We start from the raw sequence: 19,094 nt of genomic DNA, 5'->3' as shown, positions 1-19,094 counted from the left end.
CGTGCAGTTTCCGGCACCGCCCCGGGTGTCGCGACGCGAACTGCACACCCGGAAGGTGCTCAGCCGCGGCGGGATTCGAGCAGCCGCAACCAGATCTCGCTGATGGTGGGATAGGACGGCACGGCATGCCACAGGGTGTCCAGCGGCACCTTCCCCACGAGGGCGATGGTGGCGGCGTGGACGAGTTCGGCGACCTCGTGGCCGACGAAGGTCGCGCCGACGAGGGTGTCGCCGGCCCGGTCGACGACGAGCGCGGCGTGCCCGGCGTAGTCGTCGCGGGCGAGCGAGGCACCGGCGACGTCGATGTCGGCCTCGAGGACCTCGACGTCGAGTCCGTCGGCGCGGGCCTGGTCGACGGTGCGGCCGACCGCGGCGATCTCCGGGACGGTGAAGATCACCTGCGGGACCTGCCCGTGGTCGGCGCTCGCACGGAATCGTGGCCCGTCGGTGGGGCGGTTCTCGGCGCGGGCGGCGATGACGTCCCCGCACACCCGCGCCTGGTATTTGCCCATGTGGGTCAGGGCGGCGCGACCGGCGATGTCCCCGACCGCATAGAGCCACCGCCCGTCCACCCCGTCGACGGTGAGATCGTCGGCGACCGTCACCTTCCCGTCGGACAGGCCCACACTGTCGAGACCGAGCCCGTCGAGCGTGGGGTGTCGGCCGGCGGCGACGACGATCTCGTCGACCTCGAGGGTGCTGCCGTCGGACAGTGCGACGGTGGCGGGACCGCCGTGGATGCGGCCGACGCCGGTGTCCTGCACATCGGGGCGCTGCACCGACCGGATCTCGGTGCGGTAGCGCACATCCAGGCCCTTGTGGGCCATGCGCGCGGAGACCCGTTCGGCGGCGAACGGCTCCACGCGCGGCAGCAGCCGGTCGCCGCGCACCGCGAGGGTGAGTTCCTCGACGCCGAGTTGCCGCAGCCAGGTGGCGGTTTCGCAGGCGACGACACCGCCGCCGACGACCAGCACCCGGTGGGGGACCTCGAGCAGGTTCGTCGCGTCGCGGGAGGTCCACGGCCGGGCGTCGCGCAGCCCGGGCAGGTCCGGGATCGACGGGACGGTGCCGGTGGCCAGGACGACGGCGTGCCGGGCCTGCAGGCGTCGCTGCCCGTCGCTGCCGGTGACGGTGACGGTGCGTTCGCCGGTCAGGCAGCCGCGGCCGCGCACGACGTCGATGCCTGCACCCTCGGCCCAGTCCACCTGGGAGCTGTCGTCGCGATTGTGGGTGAAGCCGTCGCGGCGGGCCAGCACGGCGGGCACCTCGACGCCGTGGGCACTGATCTTGTCGGAGACACCGGGCATGTTGCGGGCGGTGGCGAGCACCTGGGTGGGGCGCAGCAGCGCCTTGCTCGGCATGCACGCCCAGTAGGAGCATTCGCCGCCGACGAGTTCGTGTTCGACGAGCAGCGCGGTGCGGTCGCTGCCGGCGATGGCGTACTGGGCGGCGTTCTCCCCGGCCGGGCCGGCGCCGAGCACGATCACGTCGTAGGTGTCGGTTTCCCCCGTCGCACCGGTCATGGATCCACGGTAGGCGGGGATGCGGCGGCCGCGCGGGGGTTCTGCGGCACCGGTCCGGTTCGCGAAGTCTGCTGTGCGGGGCTGGTCAGCGCAGGTGCGGGGAGTCGGCGTCGAACACCAATCCCATGGGGGCGAGCACCCGCACGACCTGCTCGGCGGTCCACTCGTCCAGATCACACAGCAGCACCGACCGCCACGGGGTGACGATCACCGGACGGTCGACGGCGGCGAGGAACTCGGCGAGGCGCGCCGGCAGGATCCCGCCGGGCAGACCCCCCGCGAGGGTGACCGCCCCGTCGGGCTGGTCGAGCCAGCCGATCGGCGGCCGCGGCTCCTCCGGTACCGGTTCCGGGTCACCGGTGGGGTCGGCCGGTGGGCCGAGCAGCGCGTCGGCGGCGTCGACCGGGTCGACGCGGACCCCGGTGTCGGCGCCGTCGCGGATCACCGCGAACCGGCCGTCGGGGCGGGCGAGGATCGCGACGGTGGGGGCGAGGGCGACGATGTCGCCGGTGCCGTCGTCGAGCCCGAACACCGTGCCGGCCGGCACCGGCCGCTCGACGACACGCGCCACCACCGCGGCGGTGAGCTCGCGCAGGTCGTGGTGCCCGCCGATGCGGCCGCTGAGGGGGGAGACGAGAAGCCGTGCGCGGGTGGGCACATCGACGGTCAGGCCGGCGGCGGTGAGAGCTGCGGCGATGGCGGCGTGATCGCCGCGCACCTGCAACTGGGCGTGGGCGGTCAGGTGCAGTTCGCCGCCGCCGTGGGTGTGGGCGAGTTCGGCGAGCAACTGCACCTGCGCAGAGGTCAGGTGCCCGGCGGGCAGGTGCACGTCGACAGCGGTATCGGCCATGCCCGCCAGGGTAGAACGCGTCGGAAGCGGGACGATCGGTGCCGGTGGACCGTGCGGTTTGTAGGGTGGGATCCATGCCCGATTCGACGACCCCGACATTCGCGGACCTCGCCGCCGCCGAGTACGTGCTGCTGACCACCTACCGCAAGGACGGCAGCGCGGTGGGCACCCCGGTGTGGGCGGCGCCCGACGGGAACCGGCTGCTGGTGTGGACGGTCGCCGATGCCTACAAGGTGCGGCGGCTGCGCCGCGATCCGCGGGTGTCCCTGGCGATCTGCGACGCGCGCGGCAACCCGAAGTCGGCGGCGGTGCCCGGCAGCGGGGAGGTGCTCGACGCCGACGGTTCGGCGCACGCGCGGTCGGTGATCGCCCGCAAGTACGGGCTGCTCGGCCGGCTGATCGTCGGTGCCAGTGTGCTGCGCCGCGGCCGCACCGGCACCGTGGGCCTGGCGTGTGTGCTCGACTCCGCCGACGAGACCGCCGGTCGGTAGGCGCTGTGGCCCGCTCTCATACCTACCGCTCCCAGGCGGTGGCGGTGGCCCTCGCGAGCAACCCGCTGCTGTCCGGCCGGCGGCGCTGGAAGTGGTTGCGCCGCGCGGGTGTCGACGCGACGCCGCCGAGCCTGATCCACACCCGCGTGGTGGTGCAGGGCCTGGGACGGCTCACCCTCGGCACGGGCTGTTTCCTCAACCACGGCTGCTATTTCGACACCGTCGCCGACATCACCGTCGGGGAGCGGGTGTTCATCGGCGACCACGTGCGGGTGCTCACCAGCAGCCACCGGATGGGCACCGCCGACCAGCGGGCCTCCACGTTGACGGGGGAGCCGGTGACCATCGGGGACGGCGCGTGGATCGGGTCGGGTGTGGTGATCATGCCGGGCGTGACCATCGGCGCCGGCGTGATGATCGGCACGAACTCGCTGGTGACCGCGGACTGCACGCCGAACGCGGTGTATGTGGGCAGCCCCGCCCGGTGGGTCCGCGACCTGGACTGAAAACCCGGCCCGGGCGCGTCCGGATCGTTCCGGTTCGCCCGATCCCGTAGGGTCCGTGGTGATCTCGGCCTCACCCGCGGGGCCGAGCCTGTTCGATCCCACCTTCAGGAGAGCGCATGTCCGTGCACGAGTACACCGTGGCCACCGCCGACGGCGGCAGCGAGGATCTCGGCCGTTTCGCCGGCCGGTATCTGCTGATCGTCAACGTGGCCAGCAAATGCGGTCTGACCCCGCAGTACGAGGCGCTCGAGGCGTTGCACCGCGAATTCGGTGAGCGTGGCCTGCAGATCCTCGCGTTCCCGTGCAACCAGTTCGGTGGTCAGGAGCCGGGCAGCGACAGCGAGATCCAGGAGTTCTGCCGCGTCAACTTCGACGTCACCTTCCCGGTCTTCGCGAAGCTCGACGTCAACGGCGACGACGCGCATCCGCTCTACCGCCACCTGCGCAGCGAGGCCCCCGGCGATTTCGGGCCGCAGCACGGTTTCCTGTTCGAGCACGTGAGCACGACCCGCCCGGAGGCGATCGGCACGGACGAGGTGAAGTGGAACTTCACCAAGTTCCTCGTCGACCCGCAGGGTGCGGTGGTGCGCCGCTTCGAGCCGACGGTCACCCCGGAGGAGATCGGCAAGGAACTCGCCGACCGGCTCTGAGCCACCGCCGGTCCGGTCGGCGGCTGTCCACCGACCGGACCGGACGTCAGTGGGCGGCGCTGACCGAGGACATGTGGAAGTCGGGGATGCGCATCGGCGGCATCGCGGTGCGGGTGAACCAGTCCTTCCATTCCCGCGGCAGGGTGCGTTCGGTGGCACCGACCTCGGTGGCGCGGCCGAGCAGATCCACCGGGGACTCGTTGAACCGGAAGTTGTTCACCGCCGCCCGCACCTGCCCGTCCTCGATCAGATACACCCCGTCGCGGGTCAGACCGGTCAGCAACAGCACCGCCGGATCCACTTCCCGCAGGTACCAGACGGTGGTCAGCAGCAGACCGCGTTCGGTGCGGGCGATCATGGCGTCCACATCGGCGGTGCCGCCGCCGGTGAGCAGCAGATTCTCCCCCGGCGCGGTGGGGACGGCCCCGAATTCGGTGGCCGCGGCCCGCGGATACGCCAAGGCGTGCAGGGCGCCGTCGCGGATCCAGTCGACCCGCCCGGCGCTCATGCCGGTATCGAACACCGAGACGCTGTCGGTGGAGGCGGTGGCCACCACGAACGGCGGACAGCCGAGACCGGGCGCGGCCGGATCGGAGGTCAACGTCACCGGCAGCGCCGCGAGCCGCTCGCCGAGGCGGGTGCCGCCGGTCCCCGCCCACACCGAGCGACCCTCCTCGGCGCCACGCCCGTCGAGCGACCACAGCAGCGGGATCAGCAGATCGGCGACCACCGACGGCGGCAGCACCGTCTCGTACCGGCCGGCGGGCAGGTCGACGCGGGTGCCGGCCCAGTCCAGCCGCCGCGCCAATTCGCTGCGCAACGGGTCCATGGCGACGTCGGTGAAGTCGCCGGTGCCCGCCCCGACCCAGGCGCTCGCCCCGGTCGGGCCGCCGCGTTTGCCGTTGATCTCGAGCGAGCCGTCGCGCTGCACCCAGCGGCGCCGCACCCCGGTGGAGGTACCCAGCCACAGGGTCGTCGTCTGGTGGTGCGCGAACCCGTAGAGGGCATCGGTGTCGTCGAACCCGGCGGCGAGCCCGTCGAGGAGCGGGGCGAAGACCTCGACATCGGTGCCGACCGCCGGATCACCCCAGTGCGGGTCGGGGCCGTCGCCGTCGATCAGCGGCATCGCATCGGGCGCGGCCGGGGCCTGCTCGGCGGCCGCCCACGCCGCGGTGACCACCGAGGCGAGGTCGTCGGCGTCGACGATCGGGGCGGTGACCACCCCGCAGTGCGCCCCGCCGGGGGTGCGGCGGATCGCGACGATGGTGGCGCTGCGGGCGCGCGCCGACCCGTTGGTGGTCATCGAGTTGCCGGCCCACCGCAGCGACGCCTCGGCGCCGTCGGTGACGATCACGATGGTCTCGTCGGCGGGGGAGGCGGCCAGGGCCGTCTCGACGAGTCGGTCTCCGGGGATCATCGGCCACCTTCCTGCACCGTGTTGAGCACGTTCACGCCGCGGACCAGCACGGACGGGCAGCCGTGCGAGACCGCGGCGATCTGCCCGGGTTGCGCCTTGCCGCAGTTCATCGCCCCGCCGAGCCGCCAGGTCGACGCGCCGCCGACCGCCTCGAGCGCACCCCAGAACTCGGTGGTCGACGCCTGATAGGCGACATCGCGGACCTGCCCGGCGAGCCGGCCGCCGCGGATCCGGTAGAAACGTTGCCCGGTGAACTGGAAGTTGTGCCGCTGCATGTCGATCGACCAGCTGCGATCGCCGACGATGTACAGCCCGTCGTCGACCGCGGCGATCAGATCGGCGGTGCTGCGATCGACCGTCGGATCGGGTTGCAGCGACACGTTCGCCATCCGCTGGATCGGCACGTGATGCGCCGAGTCGGCGTAGGCGCAGCCGTTCGACCGTGCCACCCCGAGCTTGGGGGCGAACGCCCGGTCGAGCTGGTAGCCGACGAACACCCCGGCCCGCACCAGATCCCAGGACTGGGCGGCGACCCCGTCGTCGTCGTATCCGACGGTGGCCAGCCCGTGCGGTTCGGTGCGGTCGGCGGTGACGTGCATGGCGTCGCTGCCGTAGCGCAGGCTGCCGAGCAGGTCGGGGGTGGCGAAGGAGGTGCCGGCATAGGCGGCCTCGTAGCCGATCGCCCGGTCGTATTCGGTGGCGTGCCCGACCGATTCGTGGATGGTCAGCCACAGATTCGTCGGGTCGATCACCAGATCGGTGCGGCCCGCGGTCACCGATGGGGCCTGCGCCTTCTCGGCGAGCTGCTCGGGCAGCTCGGCGAGCTCACTGCTCCAGTCCCACCACCGGTCGGAGCCGAGGTACTCCCAGCCGCGGCCGGTCGGTGGGGCCAGGGTGCGCAGCGACTCGAAGGTGCCGGCCTCCCGGTCGACGCGGGTCGCCTCGAGGTCCGGGTGGATCCGCACCCGCTGCTGGGTGATCGTCGACCCGGCGAGATCGGCATAGAAGCTCTGTTCCTTGACCAGCATCACAGTGGCGCTGACGTGGTCGACCCCGGTGGCATCCTGCAACCGCCGCGAATAGTCCTCGAGCACCGCGATGCGTTCGGCGGCGGGCACGGTGAACGGATCGATCTCGTACGGCGAGACCCACACCGCGTCCCGGTGGACCGGTTCGTCGGCCCACTGCACCGGATCCCGATTCAACGCGCGCAGGGTGCGGGCCACGGCCACCGCGCGGGCCGCGGCATCGGCGGCGCCGTCCGGTCCGGGCACCGGATGCGAGGCGAACCCCCAGGTGCCGTCGAGCAGCACCCGCACCGCCACCCCGCAGTCGGTGCCGTCCACCGCGGCCTGCAGGGCGCCGTCACGCAGGGTGCTCGTCCAGGTCCGCATCCGATGCACCCGCACATCGGCGTGGATCGCACCCGCCGCGCGCGCCACCGTCAGCGCCGCGTCGGCGGCCGCATGCAACGGAAGGGCCAAGAAGTCGTCGTCCACCGCGCTCACCCGCCCACCCTATCGCCGGTGCGCACCGTGCCGGGGTTGCCGCACCGACCCACCGCGGCCGGCTCAGCCGAACTGTTCGATGCCGAGCCGGATCACCATGGCCACCACCACGACCAGCAGCACCACCCGCACGAAGCCGGCGCCACGCGCGAGCGCCATCCGGGAGCCGAGCACCGAGCCGGCCACATTGCACACCGCCATCGCCAACCCGAGCGTCCACCACACATGCCCGCCGAGGGCGAACAACACCAGCGCCCCCAGATTCGAGCCGAAGTTGAGCACCTTCGCCATCGCCGCCGAGGTGACGAATTCGCTGCCGAGCATCGCCGCGAACACGATGATGAAGAAGGTACCGGTGCCCGGCCCGAGGATCCCGTCGTAGAAGCCGATCACCGCCGCGGCCGTCACCACCACCGTGACCAGCCGCAGCGTGGACGGGCGGCGGGTGCCGCCGGCCCCGAGTTTCGGACGGGTGGTGACGAACACCGCCACCGCGACGAGCACCACCATCACGATCGGGATGAACACCTCCCGGTCGATGAGCGAGACCGCCGCCGCCCCGGCCGCCGCGGCCAGCGCCGCGACGAGCGCAGCCGGACCGAGCAGCGACCAGCGCAGCGGGATGCGCCGCGCGAAGGTCACCACCGCGGCGCCGGTCCCGCAGATCGCGGTGAGCTTGTTCGTCGCGAGCGCCGCCTGCGGTGTCAACTGCGGGGCGACGAGGAACAGCGCGGGCAGCAGGATCAGCCCGCCGCCGCCGACCACCGCGTCCACCCAGCCGGCGGCCGTCGCGGCGGTCAGCAGCAACGCCCAGTCACCCGCAGTCATGGCGGCCATTCGATCACGGGCCGCATCCGGTCGCCGGGTCCGGGAGAAAAACCGGCGGTTCGTTCGTTGACCGGACAGAAGTCGCCGACGGAAGGAAATCCCGCCGTGTACCCGTTGTTGTTCGTGCTCTACATCGTGGCGGAGATCGCGGTGCTCGCCTGGCTCGGCTCCACCCTCGGTGCCCTCGCCACCGTGCTGATCTTCCTCGGCGTCAGCGCCGCCGGTTATCTCGTGCTCGCCGCGCTGGGCCGCCGCGCGCTGCGCAGCCTCGGCGAACTGCGCGCAGGCCGGGCGCCGCGCGCGAGTTCCCCGGAGCGGGTGCTCACCGACGGCGCGCTCCTCGGCGCCGGCGCCGCCCTGGTGCTGATCCCCGGCATCGTCAGCACCGCGCTCGGGGTGGTGCTGTTGCTGCCGACCCGCGCCGCGCTGCGCCCGGCGGTGCGCACGCTGGTCGCGCGGCGGGCCCGCACCACCGGGTTCACCGCGCCGCGGCTGGTGGTGGTCGACGGGCAGGTCGTCGATCACAGCGTCGTCGGCGCCGCCCCGCACCTGACCGGCGGCCCGGCCGCGCCCGAGCAGGTCGACGACCGCGGCACCGTGCTCGAAGGGGAGATCGTGGAGACCCCGCGCCGCCGCGAGGAGCGGTAACGGGCAGACTGGGCACCCGTGAGCCCTGCACCGCACACCCAGCTTCTCGTCGGCGGCCGCATCTACAGCGCCGGTGCCCCCGATGCCACCGCGATGGCCGTCACCGACGGCACCATCGTGTGGGTCGGGCAGGACCGGCCCGGCCGCGCCCTGCACCCGGACGCCGAGATCGTCGACCTGCACGGCGCGTTCGTCGCCCCCGGTTTCGTCGACACCCACGTGCACACCACCAGCCACGGCCTGGCGCTGACCGGGCTGGACCTGACCGACGCCGTGGACCGCGAGGACGCGCTGCGCCGGGTGCGCGCGCACGCCGACGCGCACGACGACGCGGTGATCTGGGGGCACGGCTGGGACGAGACCCGCTGGCCCGACCCCACCCCGCCGAGCACCGCCGACCTCGACGCCGCCGCCCCCGCCCGGCTCGTCTACCTCGGCCGCATCGACGCCCATTCGGCCGCGGCGTCGAGCGCGTTGCGGGTCGCCGCCGAGCCCCTGGACGAGCTGGCCGGTTTCGATCCGCAGCAGCCGCTGACCGCCGCGGCGCACCACGCGGTGCGCGGCGCCGCCCGCCGCGGCCTGACCGCCGCGCAGCGGGCCCGCGCCCGGCTGGCGGCCCTCGACGATTTCGCCGCGCACGGCTACGTCGCGGTGCACGAATGCGCCGGCCCCGACATCTCCGGGCTCGACGACTTCACCGAACTGCTCGGCACCGACCATCCGGTGCAGGTGCGCGGCTACTGGGGGCAGGCGGTGCGCACCGGCGAGGAAGCCGCGGAGCTGCTCGCCGCCACCGGCGCCGCCGCGCTCGGCGGGGATCTGTTCGTCGACGGGTCGATCGGCTCGCACACCGCGGCGCTGGCCCGACCCTACGACGACCTGCCGGACTGCTGCGGCACCACCTATCTGACCGAGGACGAGCTGACCGCCCATGTGCGCGCGTGCACGTCGGCGGGCATCCAGGCCGGTTTCCACGTCATCGGTGACGCCGCGACCACCGCCGCGGTGGCGGCGTTCGAGGCGGTCGCCGCGGAGGTCGGCGGACCGGCGCTCGCCGCGCGCGGGCATCGGCTCGAGCACGTCGAGTCGCTGACGGTCGCGCAGGCGGAGGTGTTGTCGCGGTACGGGGTGATCGCGAGCATGCAGCCGAGCTTCGACGCCCTGTGGGGCGGACCGGACGGGATGTACGCGCAGCGGCTCGGCGCCGACCGCGCGGCGGCGCTGAACGCGTTCGCGTCGCTGGCCGCGACCGGCCTGGCGCTGGCGTTCGGCTCCGATGCGCCGGTGACGGCGCCGCGGCCGTGGCCGATGCTGCGGGCGGCGGTGCACCACCGCACCGACGGCAGCGGCATCTCCCCGCGGGCGGCGTTCGCCGCCGCGACCCGCGGGGCGTGGCGGGCCGGAGGGGTGCGCGACGGCATGGCCGGCACCCTCGATCCCGGCGCGCCGGCATCGTATGCGATCTGGGAGGTGGGGGAGTTGGTGGTCGCCGCCCCGAAGGACTCGGTGCAGCGCTGGTCGACGGATCCGCGGTCGCGGGTGGCGCCGTTGCCGGATCTCACCCCGGGCACCGCCGATCCGGTGCTGGTGCGCAGTGTGCACCGCGGCCGGGTCGTGTACGCGCGGTGACCGGCCGGCCTTTCGCGGCGGTCACCGCGCGGACGGTGCGCGGCGTCGCACTGCGGGCGTCGGCCGCCGTCGTCGCGGGACTGTTGCTGTTCGCGTCGTTCCCGCCGCGCCCGCTGTGGTTCCTCGCCCCCGTCGGGCTCGCCCTCCTGATCGGTGTATTGGTTGCAGTACCGATGCGGCGACGCGCCGGTTTCGGCTACGGCTACCTCGCGGGTCTCGGTTTCCTGGTGCCGCTGCTGCCCTGGATCGGGGTGTACGTCGGTCCGTTGCCGTGGTTGGCGCTCGCCGCCGCCGAGGCGGTCTTCGTCGGCCTGTTCGGCGCGCTGGTGGTGCACCTGCGGTCCCTGCCGGTCGCGCCGTTGTGGATCGCGGCGGCGTGGAGCCTGACCGAATGGTTGCGGTCGAGCGTCCCGTTCGGCGGCTTCCCGTGGGGGCGCCTGGCGTTCGGGCAACCCGACGGCTGGTTCGTCTCCCTCGCCGTCGTCGGCGGCGCCCCGCTGGTGTCGTTCGCCGTGGCCGCGACCGGCGCCGGGCTCGCCGCCGTCGTCCTCACCGCCTACCACCGTCCCCGCGCCGCGCGGGCCTGGACGGTGCCGGTCGCGGTGAGCCTGCTCGGCCCGTTGCTCGCGGCGGCGGCGTGGCCGCTGGTGCGCACCCCCACCGAGGAGTCGTCGACGGTGACGGTCGCGGCGATCCAGGGCAGCGTGCCGCGCCTGGGCCTGGACTTCAACGCCCAACGCAAGGCGGTGCTCGACAATCACGTCGCCCGCACCCTCGAACTCGCCGACGATGTCGCCGCCGGGCGGGCCCCGGCCCCGGACGTGGTGATCTGGCCGGAGAACGCCTCGGACATCGATCCGCTGCGCAACGCCGACGCCGCCCGCGACATCACCGCCGCGGCCGCCGCGATCGCCGCGCCGATCCTCGTCGGGGCGGTGCTGATCAACGGGGACGGCACCACCACCAATTCGGTGATCGTGTGGGACGCGCAGACCGGGCCGGGGGAGCGGCACGACAAGAAGATCATCCAGCCGTTCGGCGAGTATCTGCCGTGGCGCTCGTTCTTCCGGTTGTTCTCCGAGTACGCCGACCGGGCGGGTTATTTCGTGCCCGGCGACGGGGACGGCACCGTCACCGCCGGCGGCATCGACATCGGGGTGGCGACCTGCTACGAGGTGGCCTTCGACCGGGCGTTCCGCGACTCGATCGACGCCGGCGCGCAGCTGCTGGCGGTGCCGACGAACAACGCCACCTTCGGCGACACCGAGATGACCTACCAGCAGCTGGCGATGTCACGGCTGCGGGCCGTCGAGCACGGCCGGGCCGTGGTGGTCGCGGCGACCAGCGGGGTCAGCGCGATCGTCGCCCCGGACGGCCGGGTGCAGCAGAGCACACCGCTGTTCGTGCCCGATGCCCTGGTGGCGCAGGTGCCCGTGCGCGCAGACGTTACGCTGGCTAGTCGGCTCGGAGCGGCGCCGGAGCTTCTGCTCTGCGCCGCGGCCGTGGCCGCCGCCGGTCTCGCCCTGGTGCGGGGGCGGCGGGAGAAGGCCGGTGCGGCAGCTCGAACCAGCACCGGCGCAGCAGGAGCACCGGCCGGTGGCCGGTTCGACAAGGAGGACCTCTGATGGCAGCGGCAACGCCGGCCGGGAACGACAGCGCACCCAGCGCCCGCACCCTGGTGATCATTCCGACCTACAACGAGCGGGAGAACCTCGGTCGGATCATCACCCGGCTGCACGCCGCGCTGCCGCACACCCACGTCCTCGTCGTCGACGACGGCAGCCCCGACGGCACCGGCGCCCTCGCCGACGAACTCGCCGCCGCCGACGAACGCATCGCGGTGCTGCACCGCACCGAGAAGAACGGCCTCGGCGCCGCCTACATCGCCGGTTTCCGGTGGGGTCTGGCACACGACTACACGGTGCTCGTGGAGATGGACGCCGACGGCAGCCACGCCCCCGAACAGCTGCACCTGCTGCTCGAGAAGGTCGACGCCGGTGCCGATCTGGTGCTCGGCTCCCGCTATGTGCCCGGCGGCACGGTGGTGAACTGGCCGTGGCACCGCGAGGTGCTCTCGCGCGGCGGCAACATCTACTCGCGGCTCGCCCTCGGGGTGTCGATCCAGGACATCACCGGCGGTTACCGCGCCTATCGCCGGGAGGTGCTCGAGAAGCTCGACCTCGACGCGATCGCCTCGCACGGCTACTGCTTCCAGGTGGATCTGGCGTGGCGCACCCTGCAGGCCGGGTTCACCGTCGCCGAGGTGCCCATCACGTTCACCGAACGGGAGATCGGCGAGTCGAAGATGAACGGCAACATCGTGCAGGAGGCCCTGGTGCGGGTCACCGTGTGGGGCTTGCGCAGCCGGCTCGCGCGGTTGCGGGCACTGCTCGGCCGCTGAGCCGGCCCGCTCAGCGGCGCCAGGGCCAGCGGGCGTCGAGTTCCTCCCCGAGCCCCAAGCCCCCGCACAGCCGGCGGATGGCGGTGCAGTCCTGCACCACCGGCCGGCCCTCGCTCACCGCGATGGTGTCGGCGACGAGTTCGTCGCCACCCGGAATGTTCTCGTGCGCGATGATCGCCGCCCAGGTGGAGGTGTCGGCGCCGGTGAACGCGGCGACCGCCGCGCCGAGCGCGTCGAGCAACCGCACCCGATCGACGTCGTCGAGTTCGGTGAGCACAGCGGTGAGCAACCCGCCGGCGAGGGAGGCATGGCACAGCTCGTCGCGGCGGTGCACGGCCACGGTCGCGCGGTTCACCGGCTGCACCTGCGGGTCGGTGGTGAGCAACGCCAGATACGCGCTGATCGAGGTCTCCGCGACGGTGGTGAACGCCAGCTGCACCAGCGCCGCCGCCCGGGGATCCTCCGCCCGGGCGACCGCGGCGCGGTGCTCCCGCACCGTCGGGCACCCCGGCAGCACCGACTCCGGCAACGCCCAGCCGCGGCGGCGGCGGGTCAGCGCGTTGGCCTGCTGGTGCATGAGGGTGTGGTACTGCTCGTCGACCATCGCCTGCAGCACCCCGGTCACCACCCGGTCGGACGGCCCGAACCCGAACACGTCGTCGATGATCAACCCGAAGCCCGGATTGACGACGTGCTGCTCGATGTCGACGACGCTCTTGTTGTAGGCGATCCACGCCCATGCCCGCAGCCGCGCCCGCGGCGGCTCGTCCAGCGCCAGATAGCGCGGATGCTCGGCGAAGGGCAGCATCTGCTCGGGGAAGTCGGCGCGGTGCGGTTCGAACAGCGCATCCAGATCCACCTCGGGTTTCTTCACCGCGGCGCGGCGCGGCCAGGACCGGACCAGTCCGGCGATCACCGCGCTCTCGGCCGGATCGGACGGATCGTGCTGCGGGAGTTCCGGCGCGCGCAGCTGCACACCCGGGATGTCGGACTCGGTCACGTCCGGCTCCTTTCCTCGCGGGAGGAGTCCACCGCCCCCGGATCCCGCGGCAGCGTCGCGAACAGCTGCGCGCACAGCTCGGCGGCGGCGGGCTGCCCGTCGCCGAGCGCGGTGCGGGCCCGGTCGAGCAGCACCGCGAAGTCGGGCAGCGCGTCGGTGGCGGCGTCGAGGTCGGCGACCGCCTCGGCGAGCGCGCGACGGGCGGTGGCGGCATACGGGTTGGTGCGCTGGATGTCGTGGTAGACCTCGGCGGTGCCGCCGGTGAGGCGCGCGAGCAGCGCCCGCAGCACGGTGTGCGGGGGCGCGGCGACCCGCGCGGCGACGCCCGGCACGTCGAGCCGGTCGAGGGCGATCCCGAAGGCGAGGATCGCGGCGTGGGTGAGCACCTGCACGGCGGCGGTGATGCGGTCGTGCTCGTCCGCGGTGGTCTCCACCACGCCGGCACCCCAGGCGCGCAGTGCCGTCACGAACTCGTCCGCGGCCGGGGCATCGTGGTGGCGCACCGCGAGCACCGGCCGGCCGGGCAGACCGAGGTCGGGGGCGAACATCGGGTTGATGCCCAGCGCGGGTGCGCCCGGCCGGTAGGTGTGCAGCGCCGCGGCGATCGGGGTCTTCACCGACAAGGTCTCCACCAGCAGGGTGTGTGGGGGCAGCAACCGCGCCAGCACCGGCAGGGCGGCCCCGGCGATCACGTCGGGGACGGCCAGGATCACGAGGTCGGCGTCGCCGAGGGCGGCGGCGAGGGCGGTGTCGGGGGCGGTCAGATCGGCGCGCAGCATTCCGGGGGTGGCCGGGTCGGCGGCCGGGTCGACGACGAGCACCTCACGGCCGGTCTCGCGCAGCGCATCGGCGAGCAGGACGCCGACGGCGCCGCATCCGCCGGCGACGACCACCCGGCCGGGGACGGTCACGGTCCGGCCCGCCCGGGCAGCACCGGCGGCCCGTCGACGCACCCGGCCCCCGTCCCGGCCGCAGCGTCGGTTGCGGAGCCGGCGTCGGTTGCGGTGGCGGTGTCGCGGGCGGTGGCGGTGTCGCGGGCGGCGGCGAGGCAGCGGCGCATCACCACGGACTTGACGAGGGTCTCGTCGAGTTCGTCGGCCGGATCGGACAACGCCACGATCGCCCCACCGATGCCGAAGGTCACCTCGTGGGCGGTGGCGACGAGGGTGCGGATGACCACCGACAGGTCGGCGGCGCCGGTCGGGGACAGATAGCCGATCGCTCCGGAGTACACCCCGCGCGGGCCGTCCTCGAGCTTGTCGATGATTTCCATGGTGCGCAGCTTCGGGGCACCGGTCATCGACCCGCCGGGGAAGGCGGCGCGCACACAGTCCACCGCCGAGACCTCCGGCCGCAGGGTGCCGCGCACCGTGGACACCAGCTGGTGCACCGCCGCATAGGTTTCCACCGCGAACAGCGCCGGCACGTGCACCGAGCCGGGCACACACACCCGGGACAGGTCGTTGCGCACCAGGTCGACGATCATCAGGTTCTCGGAGCGGTCCTTCTCGCTGGCCTGCAGGTCTTCCCGTAGCGCCGTGTCCTCGCCGGGGGTGCGGCCGCGCGGGCGGGTGCCCTTGATCGGTTTCGATTCGACGGTGCCGTCGGCGTCGATACGCAGGAAACGTTCCGGGGACGCGCTGAGCACCGCCACCTCGGGGAAGTCGAGCAGTGCGCTGTAGGGGGTGGGGCTCATCCGTCGCAGCACCCGGTAGGTGCTCAGTGGGTCGATGCCGCCGTCGACGGTGACGGTGTTCGTCAGGCACACCTCGTAGGTCTCGCCGCTGCGGATTTCGTTCTGGCACTGGGCGATCAGATCGAGATAGCGCTGCGGGGAGTGCCGCAGCCGCAACTGCGGGCCGCCGTCCGCGCCGACCAGAGGCACCGGGGTCTGTTCGTCGGCGGGTTCGGGCAGCGCCGCCAGGATCGCGGCGGTCGTGTCGAACCAGGCGCCGGTCGCGGGATCGTCGGCGTCCTCGGTCAGGGCCAGCAGATAGCAGCAGCGGCCGTCGTGGTCGACGACCACCGCCCGGTCGGCGAACACCAGCGCGGCATCGGCGTGGGGGGAGGTGTGCACGAGCTGACCACCGGCGTCGGCCTTGAGTTCGTAGCCGAGATAGCCGACGTAGCCGAGCGCGAACCCGAACGGCAGGTCGTTGCGCGGGGCGACGCGGCGCTGCGCGAGGCGGGCGGTCACATGGTCGAAGACGGTGCGGCGGTGTTCCTCGACGGTGCCGTCGGCGCGGTGTTCGCGCACGATGCCCTCACCGACCCGGTAGGTCAGATAGTCGGCGCGGGGGCCGGCGCCGTTGCCGAGGACGGTGAACCGTGACTGCGGGTCGAGGGCGGCGCTGCCGTCGAGCCAGAAGCCGTGCGGGCCGGGGGCGAAGACCGCCTCGTACACCGCGGACGGGTCGGGGTGCAGCGGGAGCCGGCGGCTGGCGAGCACATATCGCGGGGCCGGCTCGGCCGCCGGTTCCGGGGCGGCGGCCGGGGTGACGGTGATCGGGCTGCGCGCCGGGGTGGCGTCGCGGAAGTTGGCGAGCAGTTGCGCGCCGTGGGCGGTGCCGATCGATTCGGGATGGAACTGCACCCCCCACAACGGGCGGTGCCGGTGCGCGACGGCCATGAGCAGCCCGTCCGGGGTGCGGGCGGTGGCGTCGAGATCGTCGGGGACCGGATCGGCGATCAGCGAGTGGTAGCGCACCGCCTCGAAGGGCGAGGGCAGGCCGGTGAACAGGCCGGTGCCGTCGTGCAGGATCGGGCTGGTGCGGCCGTGCACCGGTTCGGGGGCGGTGACCACGGCGCTGCCGAACAGCTGGCACAGCCCCTGGTGGCCGAGGCACACCCCGAGCAGCGGCACCCCGGCGTCGGTGAGGGCGCGGGCGCTGATCCCGAAGTCCCGCGCCCGGTCGGGTCGGCCCGGGCCGGGGGAGATCACGATGTTGTCGAACGGTTCGGCGGCGAGTTCGTCCCAGCTGCGGTCGTTGGTGATCACCCGCGGCGGGATGCCGTTGACGCGGGTGAGCAGGTCGTAGAGGTTGTAGGTGAACGAGTCGTAGTTGTCGATCAACAATGTGCGGATCGGGCGGGGCGCGGACACGGCGACCTCAGTTCGTGCCGTCGACGCCGCGGCGACCGGAGTGGATGGGGTCCGCGGCGTCGCTGCCGGCGACGATGTGGTCCTCGACCCGGCAGGCCTCGTCGATGAGCAGGGTGTACAGCGACCGCACGAAGTCGCCGGACAGGCCGTGCCGGTGCGCGTAGTCCTGGGCGCGGCGGTGCACCACCTCCATGCGACCGGGTTGCATCACGTCGAGGCCGTGGCGTTGCTTGAGTTCGGCGACGCGTCCGCACACCTCGAGGCGGGCCCGGACCCCGTCGAGCAGGGCCCGGTCGATGTCGTCGAGTTCGGCTCGCAGATCGGCCAATTCGTCGGCGGCGGCCTGTGCCGGCGGCACCTCCGCCGCGGTGTGGTGACGGTCGGTCACGGACACTCACCCCCTTGCGAGCGACCCGCCGGAAGACCGGCGCGGGGTCGCGGATCGGGCGTGCCGATCATGATCGATCGGCGTGCGATCATGATTGCACGCACCGGAAGGCCGATATCGACGATTGATCGATTCGTGGCGGGGCCGCAACTGAATTCGCGGCACCACCCGCACGTGCCGAGCGGGGTTCCGGGCCCGGAACGACGTGTGCCGCCCCGGACGATCGTCCGGGGCGGCACACGTGCGAGTGAGCGGCCGGCTGTCAGGCGCCGCGGCGCTTGGCCTTGAGCAGGTCCAGGCGCTCCTTGAGCAGGTCCTCGAGTTCCTCGACGGAGCGGCGCTCGAGCAGCATGTCCCAATGGGTGCGCGGCGGCTTGACCTTCTTCGGCTCCGGCGCGGCGCCCTCGACCAGGGTGCCCTCGAGCCCGTTCTTGCAGATCCAGGTGCCGGGGATCTCCGCGTCGTCCGCGAACGGCACGTCGTATTCTTCGCCGTTGTCGCAGCGGTAGCGCGCGATTCGCCGCGGCGCCAGATCGTGGTCGCGGTCGGTTTCGTAGCTCACCGCCCCGAGTCGGCTGCCTCGCAGTACACGATCTGCCATGGTGGTGTCCTTCCTTGTGTGCTCCGCCCGGGTGACGATGCCGTGCGGCATCGACGCCGAGCTCGACGTCCACTGTGCTCAACGTCGGCGGAGCCGATTCCGTTCCCGCGGCCCACCGAGGAGCCGAGGTGCCAGTCTACCGACCCGCCGCACTGCCGCGCGCCCGGTGTCGGCGCAGCCCCGCTGCGGGTACGGCCGGGCAGTACAGTGACGCTCGTGACCGGACGTGACACGCGAGCGAGCACGTGCCTGTGGTGCGGGCGCCCGGTACCGGAGATCGGCACCGGGCGGCGGCGACGCTATTGCCGCCAGTCGTGCCGACAGCGCGCCTACGAGCAGCGCAGCAGCACCCGCCGTGCCGGCCTGCCCGAGGACGCGGTGGTGCTCACCGCCGCCGAGGTCGAGGCGCTCGCCGACCGCGCGTTCCGGGTGCGCTGCGCCGCCGAGGACGTGGCCACCGCGGTCGCCGAGGGCGCTGCCGCCGGCGAACTGACCGCGCTGTGCGCGGAGCTGCTCGACCTGGCCCGCGACGCCGAACGCCTGCGCTGACGCCGAACGCCTGCGCTGTTACGCCCGCCACGCCCGCGCGGGCTCAGGCGAAGAACCCACCCATGGTGTAGACGACCTGGCAGAACGCCCCGTTCGTGTACTGCAGGGAGCCGAACAGGGCGCCCATCACGGCGCCGGGACCGGTGTCGATGACCGTCGATTGCAGTCCGCCCCCGTTGTCGGCGAGGGTCGCGACCCCGGCGCGGAAGTTCTCCATGTTCATCCATACGAACTTCAGGTCCGAGCCGGCGACCGGCGCCCCGGCGGTCGGTTCGACGAACACCTCGATCGCCCCGAACGGCACCTGACCGTGCGGGCCGGGATGCACCCACGCGTTGGTCATCGCGAACGGCACGAAGCCGCCGCCGCAGCCGGGACCGACGGTCGGGGCGGGCGCGGTGAACGGCTGCGGGATGTTCTTCGGCGGCGGCGCGAACGGATTCGCCGAGCCGGAGTCGGCGACGAGCCGTTCGAGCGCGGCGAGGGTCTCGGGGGAGTCGGCGACCTGCGCGCGCAACCGGTCGAGCGGCACCCCCGGTGGGGCGGGATCGGCGGCGGCCTGGGCCGGCACCGCGAGCAGGGCGGCGGCGAGCAGGGCGGTGACGAACGGTGCGGATCGGCGACGCAACATCTCGGGCTCCTTCGAGTCGGGGCGAGCGGGCGGGGCGAGACGATCCGGTCGCGATCCGGTCACGTACGGGTCGCGGCGCGGGGCCACGAAGATGACGGCCGGCTTCGAGAATAAGGAGAGCTGTCCGGTTTCGGGGCGTTTCGGACGAGCGCGATCCGGGTTCACACGCGTTCCCGATCGTCACGGCCGTCACGAACAGGACAATCCTCCCGCCCACCGGGAAAACGTTATCGAAACGCGACGAAAGCCGTGTGGAGGGAACGATTTCCGAGGTCACTCCCGCTTCCGGGGGGTCGCCGCGGCGGCGCGGGACGCACGCGGGAGGCGCTGCGGCGGATGGTGGCGCGATCGTCGCGGCAATCCGGTCGTAC

At 73.1% G+C, this 19,094-nt stretch carries 19 protein-coding genes; 8 read left to right on the top strand and 11 right to left on the bottom strand.

The window, feature by feature from the left end:
* Positions 1 to 59: 59 nt before the first annotated feature.
* Together GON09_RS04680 and GON09_RS04675 are read right to left on the bottom strand one after the other, a co-directional pair.
* On the bottom strand, positions 60 to 1,523 hold the full coding sequence (locus GON09_RS04680) for a dihydrolipoyl dehydrogenase family protein (protein WP_213930807.1): 1,464 nt from the start codon (positions 1,521 to 1,523) through the stop codon (positions 60 to 62).
* An 85-nt stretch (positions 1,524 to 1,608) separates the two neighbouring features.
* On the bottom strand, positions 1,609 to 2,373 hold the full coding sequence (locus GON09_RS04675) for a precorrin-3B synthase (protein WP_213930806.1): 765 nt from the start codon (positions 2,371 to 2,373) through the stop codon (positions 1,609 to 1,611).
* A 74-nt stretch (positions 2,374 to 2,447) separates the two neighbouring features.
* On the opposite strand from GON09_RS04675, the gene GON09_RS04670 reads away from it, so the two are divergent.
* The 3 genes from GON09_RS04670 (at position 2,448) to GON09_RS04660 (ending at position 4,020) form a co-directional block, all read left to right on the top strand.
* Positions 2,448 to 2,864 carry a PPOX class F420-dependent oxidoreductase gene (locus GON09_RS04670; protein ID WP_213930805.1) on the top strand — a complete coding sequence of 139 codons (417 nt, stop codon included), beginning with the start codon at positions 2,448 to 2,450 and terminating at the stop codon, positions 2,862 to 2,864.
* Positions 2,865 to 2,869: 5 nt separating this feature from the next.
* Positions 2,870 to 3,370, top strand: coding sequence for an acyltransferase (locus GON09_RS04665; RefSeq protein WP_213930804.1), 501 nt, complete (start codon positions 2,870 to 2,872; stop codon positions 3,368 to 3,370).
* Between the two features lie 116 nt (positions 3,371 to 3,486).
* On the top strand, positions 3,487 to 4,020 hold the full coding sequence (locus tag GON09_RS04660; protein ID WP_213930803.1) for a glutathione peroxidase: 534 nt from the start codon (positions 3,487 to 3,489) through the stop codon (positions 4,018 to 4,020).
* 46 nt (positions 4,021 to 4,066) lie between these two features.
* Here GON09_RS04660 and GON09_RS04655 read toward each other — a convergent pair whose 3' ends face one another.
* The 3 genes from GON09_RS04655 to GON09_RS04645 all read right to left on the bottom strand — a co-directional run bounded on the left by GON09_RS04655 (position 4,067) and on the right by GON09_RS04645 (position 7,773).
* A complete protein-coding gene (locus GON09_RS04655) occupies positions 4,067 to 5,437 on the bottom strand; it encodes a metallopeptidase TldD-related protein (RefSeq protein WP_213930802.1) in 1,371 nt (456 codons plus the stop codon).
* On the bottom strand, positions 5,434 to 6,945 hold the full coding sequence (locus GON09_RS04650) for a TldD/PmbA family protein (protein WP_213930801.1): 1,512 nt from the start codon (positions 6,943 to 6,945) through the stop codon (positions 5,434 to 5,436). The genes GON09_RS04655 and GON09_RS04650 overlap by 4 nt, the downstream gene beginning before the upstream one ends.
* A 63-nt stretch (positions 6,946 to 7,008) precedes the next feature.
* Positions 7,009 to 7,773 carry a TSUP family transporter gene (locus tag GON09_RS04645; RefSeq protein WP_213930800.1) on the bottom strand — a complete coding sequence of 255 codons (765 nt, stop codon included), beginning with the start codon at positions 7,771 to 7,773 and terminating at the stop codon, positions 7,009 to 7,011.
* Positions 7,774 to 7,878: 105 nt separating this feature from the next.
* Here GON09_RS04645 and GON09_RS04640 point away from each other — a divergent pair, with 105 nt between their 5' ends.
* From GON09_RS04640 to GON09_RS04625, 4 genes are read left to right on the top strand one after another with little or no spacing between them, the layout of a single operon-like run.
* Entirely contained in the window at positions 7,879 to 8,421 is a 543-nt protein-coding gene (locus GON09_RS04640) for an FxsA family protein (RefSeq protein ID WP_213930799.1), read from the top strand.
* A gap of 18 nt (positions 8,422 to 8,439) precedes the next feature.
* Positions 8,440 to 10,050 (top strand): amidohydrolase, encoded by a 1,611-nt coding sequence (locus tag GON09_RS04635; RefSeq protein WP_307854308.1) that lies wholly within the window; start codon positions 8,440 to 8,442, stop codon positions 10,048 to 10,050.
* On the top strand, positions 10,047 to 11,675 hold the full coding sequence (gene lnt, locus GON09_RS04630) for an apolipoprotein N-acyltransferase (RefSeq protein WP_307854307.1): 1,629 nt from the start codon (positions 10,047 to 10,049) through the stop codon (positions 11,673 to 11,675). The genes GON09_RS04635 and lnt overlap by 4 nt, the downstream gene beginning before the upstream one ends.
* Positions 11,675 to 12,451 carry a polyprenol monophosphomannose synthase gene (locus tag GON09_RS04625; protein WP_213930798.1) on the top strand — a complete coding sequence of 259 codons (777 nt, stop codon included), beginning with the start codon at positions 11,675 to 11,677 and terminating at the stop codon, positions 12,449 to 12,451. Before lnt ends, GON09_RS04625 begins: the two co-directional genes overlap by 1 nt.
* A gap of 10 nt (positions 12,452 to 12,461) precedes the next feature.
* Here the strand turns inward: GON09_RS04625 and GON09_RS04620 are convergent, their stop codons facing one another.
* The 5 genes from GON09_RS04620 to GON09_RS04600 all read right to left on the bottom strand — a co-directional run bounded on the left by GON09_RS04620 (position 12,462) and on the right by GON09_RS04600 (position 17,543).
* Positions 12,462 to 13,451 (bottom strand): AurF N-oxygenase family protein, encoded by a 990-nt coding sequence (locus GON09_RS04620; protein WP_213930797.1) that lies wholly within the window; start codon positions 13,449 to 13,451, stop codon positions 12,462 to 12,464.
* Positions 13,448 to 14,362: an NAD-binding protein gene (locus GON09_RS04615; protein ID WP_213930796.1), complete on the bottom strand. Its 915-nt coding sequence runs from the start codon at positions 14,360 to 14,362 to the stop codon at positions 13,448 to 13,450. The genes GON09_RS04620 and GON09_RS04615 overlap by 4 nt, the downstream gene beginning before the upstream one ends.
* Positions 14,359 to 16,554 (bottom strand): aminodeoxychorismate synthase component I, encoded by a 2,196-nt coding sequence (gene pabB / locus GON09_RS04610; RefSeq protein WP_307854306.1) that lies wholly within the window; start codon positions 16,552 to 16,554, stop codon positions 14,359 to 14,361. The genes GON09_RS04615 and pabB overlap by 4 nt, the downstream gene beginning before the upstream one ends.
* 7 nt (positions 16,555 to 16,561) lie before the next feature.
* Entirely contained in the window at positions 16,562 to 16,942 is a 381-nt protein-coding gene (locus tag GON09_RS04605) for a chorismate mutase (RefSeq protein WP_374195279.1), read from the bottom strand.
* Positions 16,943 to 17,204: 262 nt separating this feature from the next.
* On the bottom strand, positions 17,205 to 17,543 hold the full coding sequence (locus tag GON09_RS04600) for an RNA polymerase-binding protein RbpA (RefSeq protein ID WP_006554802.1): 339 nt from the start codon (positions 17,541 to 17,543) through the stop codon (positions 17,205 to 17,207).
* Between the two features lie 207 nt (positions 17,544 to 17,750).
* Here GON09_RS04600 and GON09_RS04595 point away from each other — a divergent pair, with 207 nt between their 5' ends.
* Positions 17,751 to 18,092: a hypothetical protein gene (locus GON09_RS04595; protein WP_213930794.1), complete on the top strand. Its 342-nt coding sequence runs from the start codon at positions 17,751 to 17,753 to the stop codon at positions 18,090 to 18,092.
* A 43-nt stretch (positions 18,093 to 18,135) separates the two neighbouring features.
* On the opposite strand, the gene GON09_RS04590 is transcribed toward GON09_RS04595, so the two are convergent.
* Positions 18,136 to 18,723: a hypothetical protein gene (locus tag GON09_RS04590; protein ID WP_213930793.1), complete on the bottom strand. Its 588-nt coding sequence runs from the start codon at positions 18,721 to 18,723 to the stop codon at positions 18,136 to 18,138.
* Positions 18,724 to 19,094: the final 371 nt, after the last annotated feature.

The sequence above is a fragment of the Rhodococcus sp. B50 genome (genome assembly GCF_013602415.1).
Lineage (GTDB): Bacteria > Actinomycetota > Actinomycetes > Mycobacteriales > Mycobacteriaceae > Rhodococcus.
The sequence above is the reverse complement of the archived record's forward strand: the minus strand, read 5'-3'. Positions and strand labels throughout refer to the sequence as shown.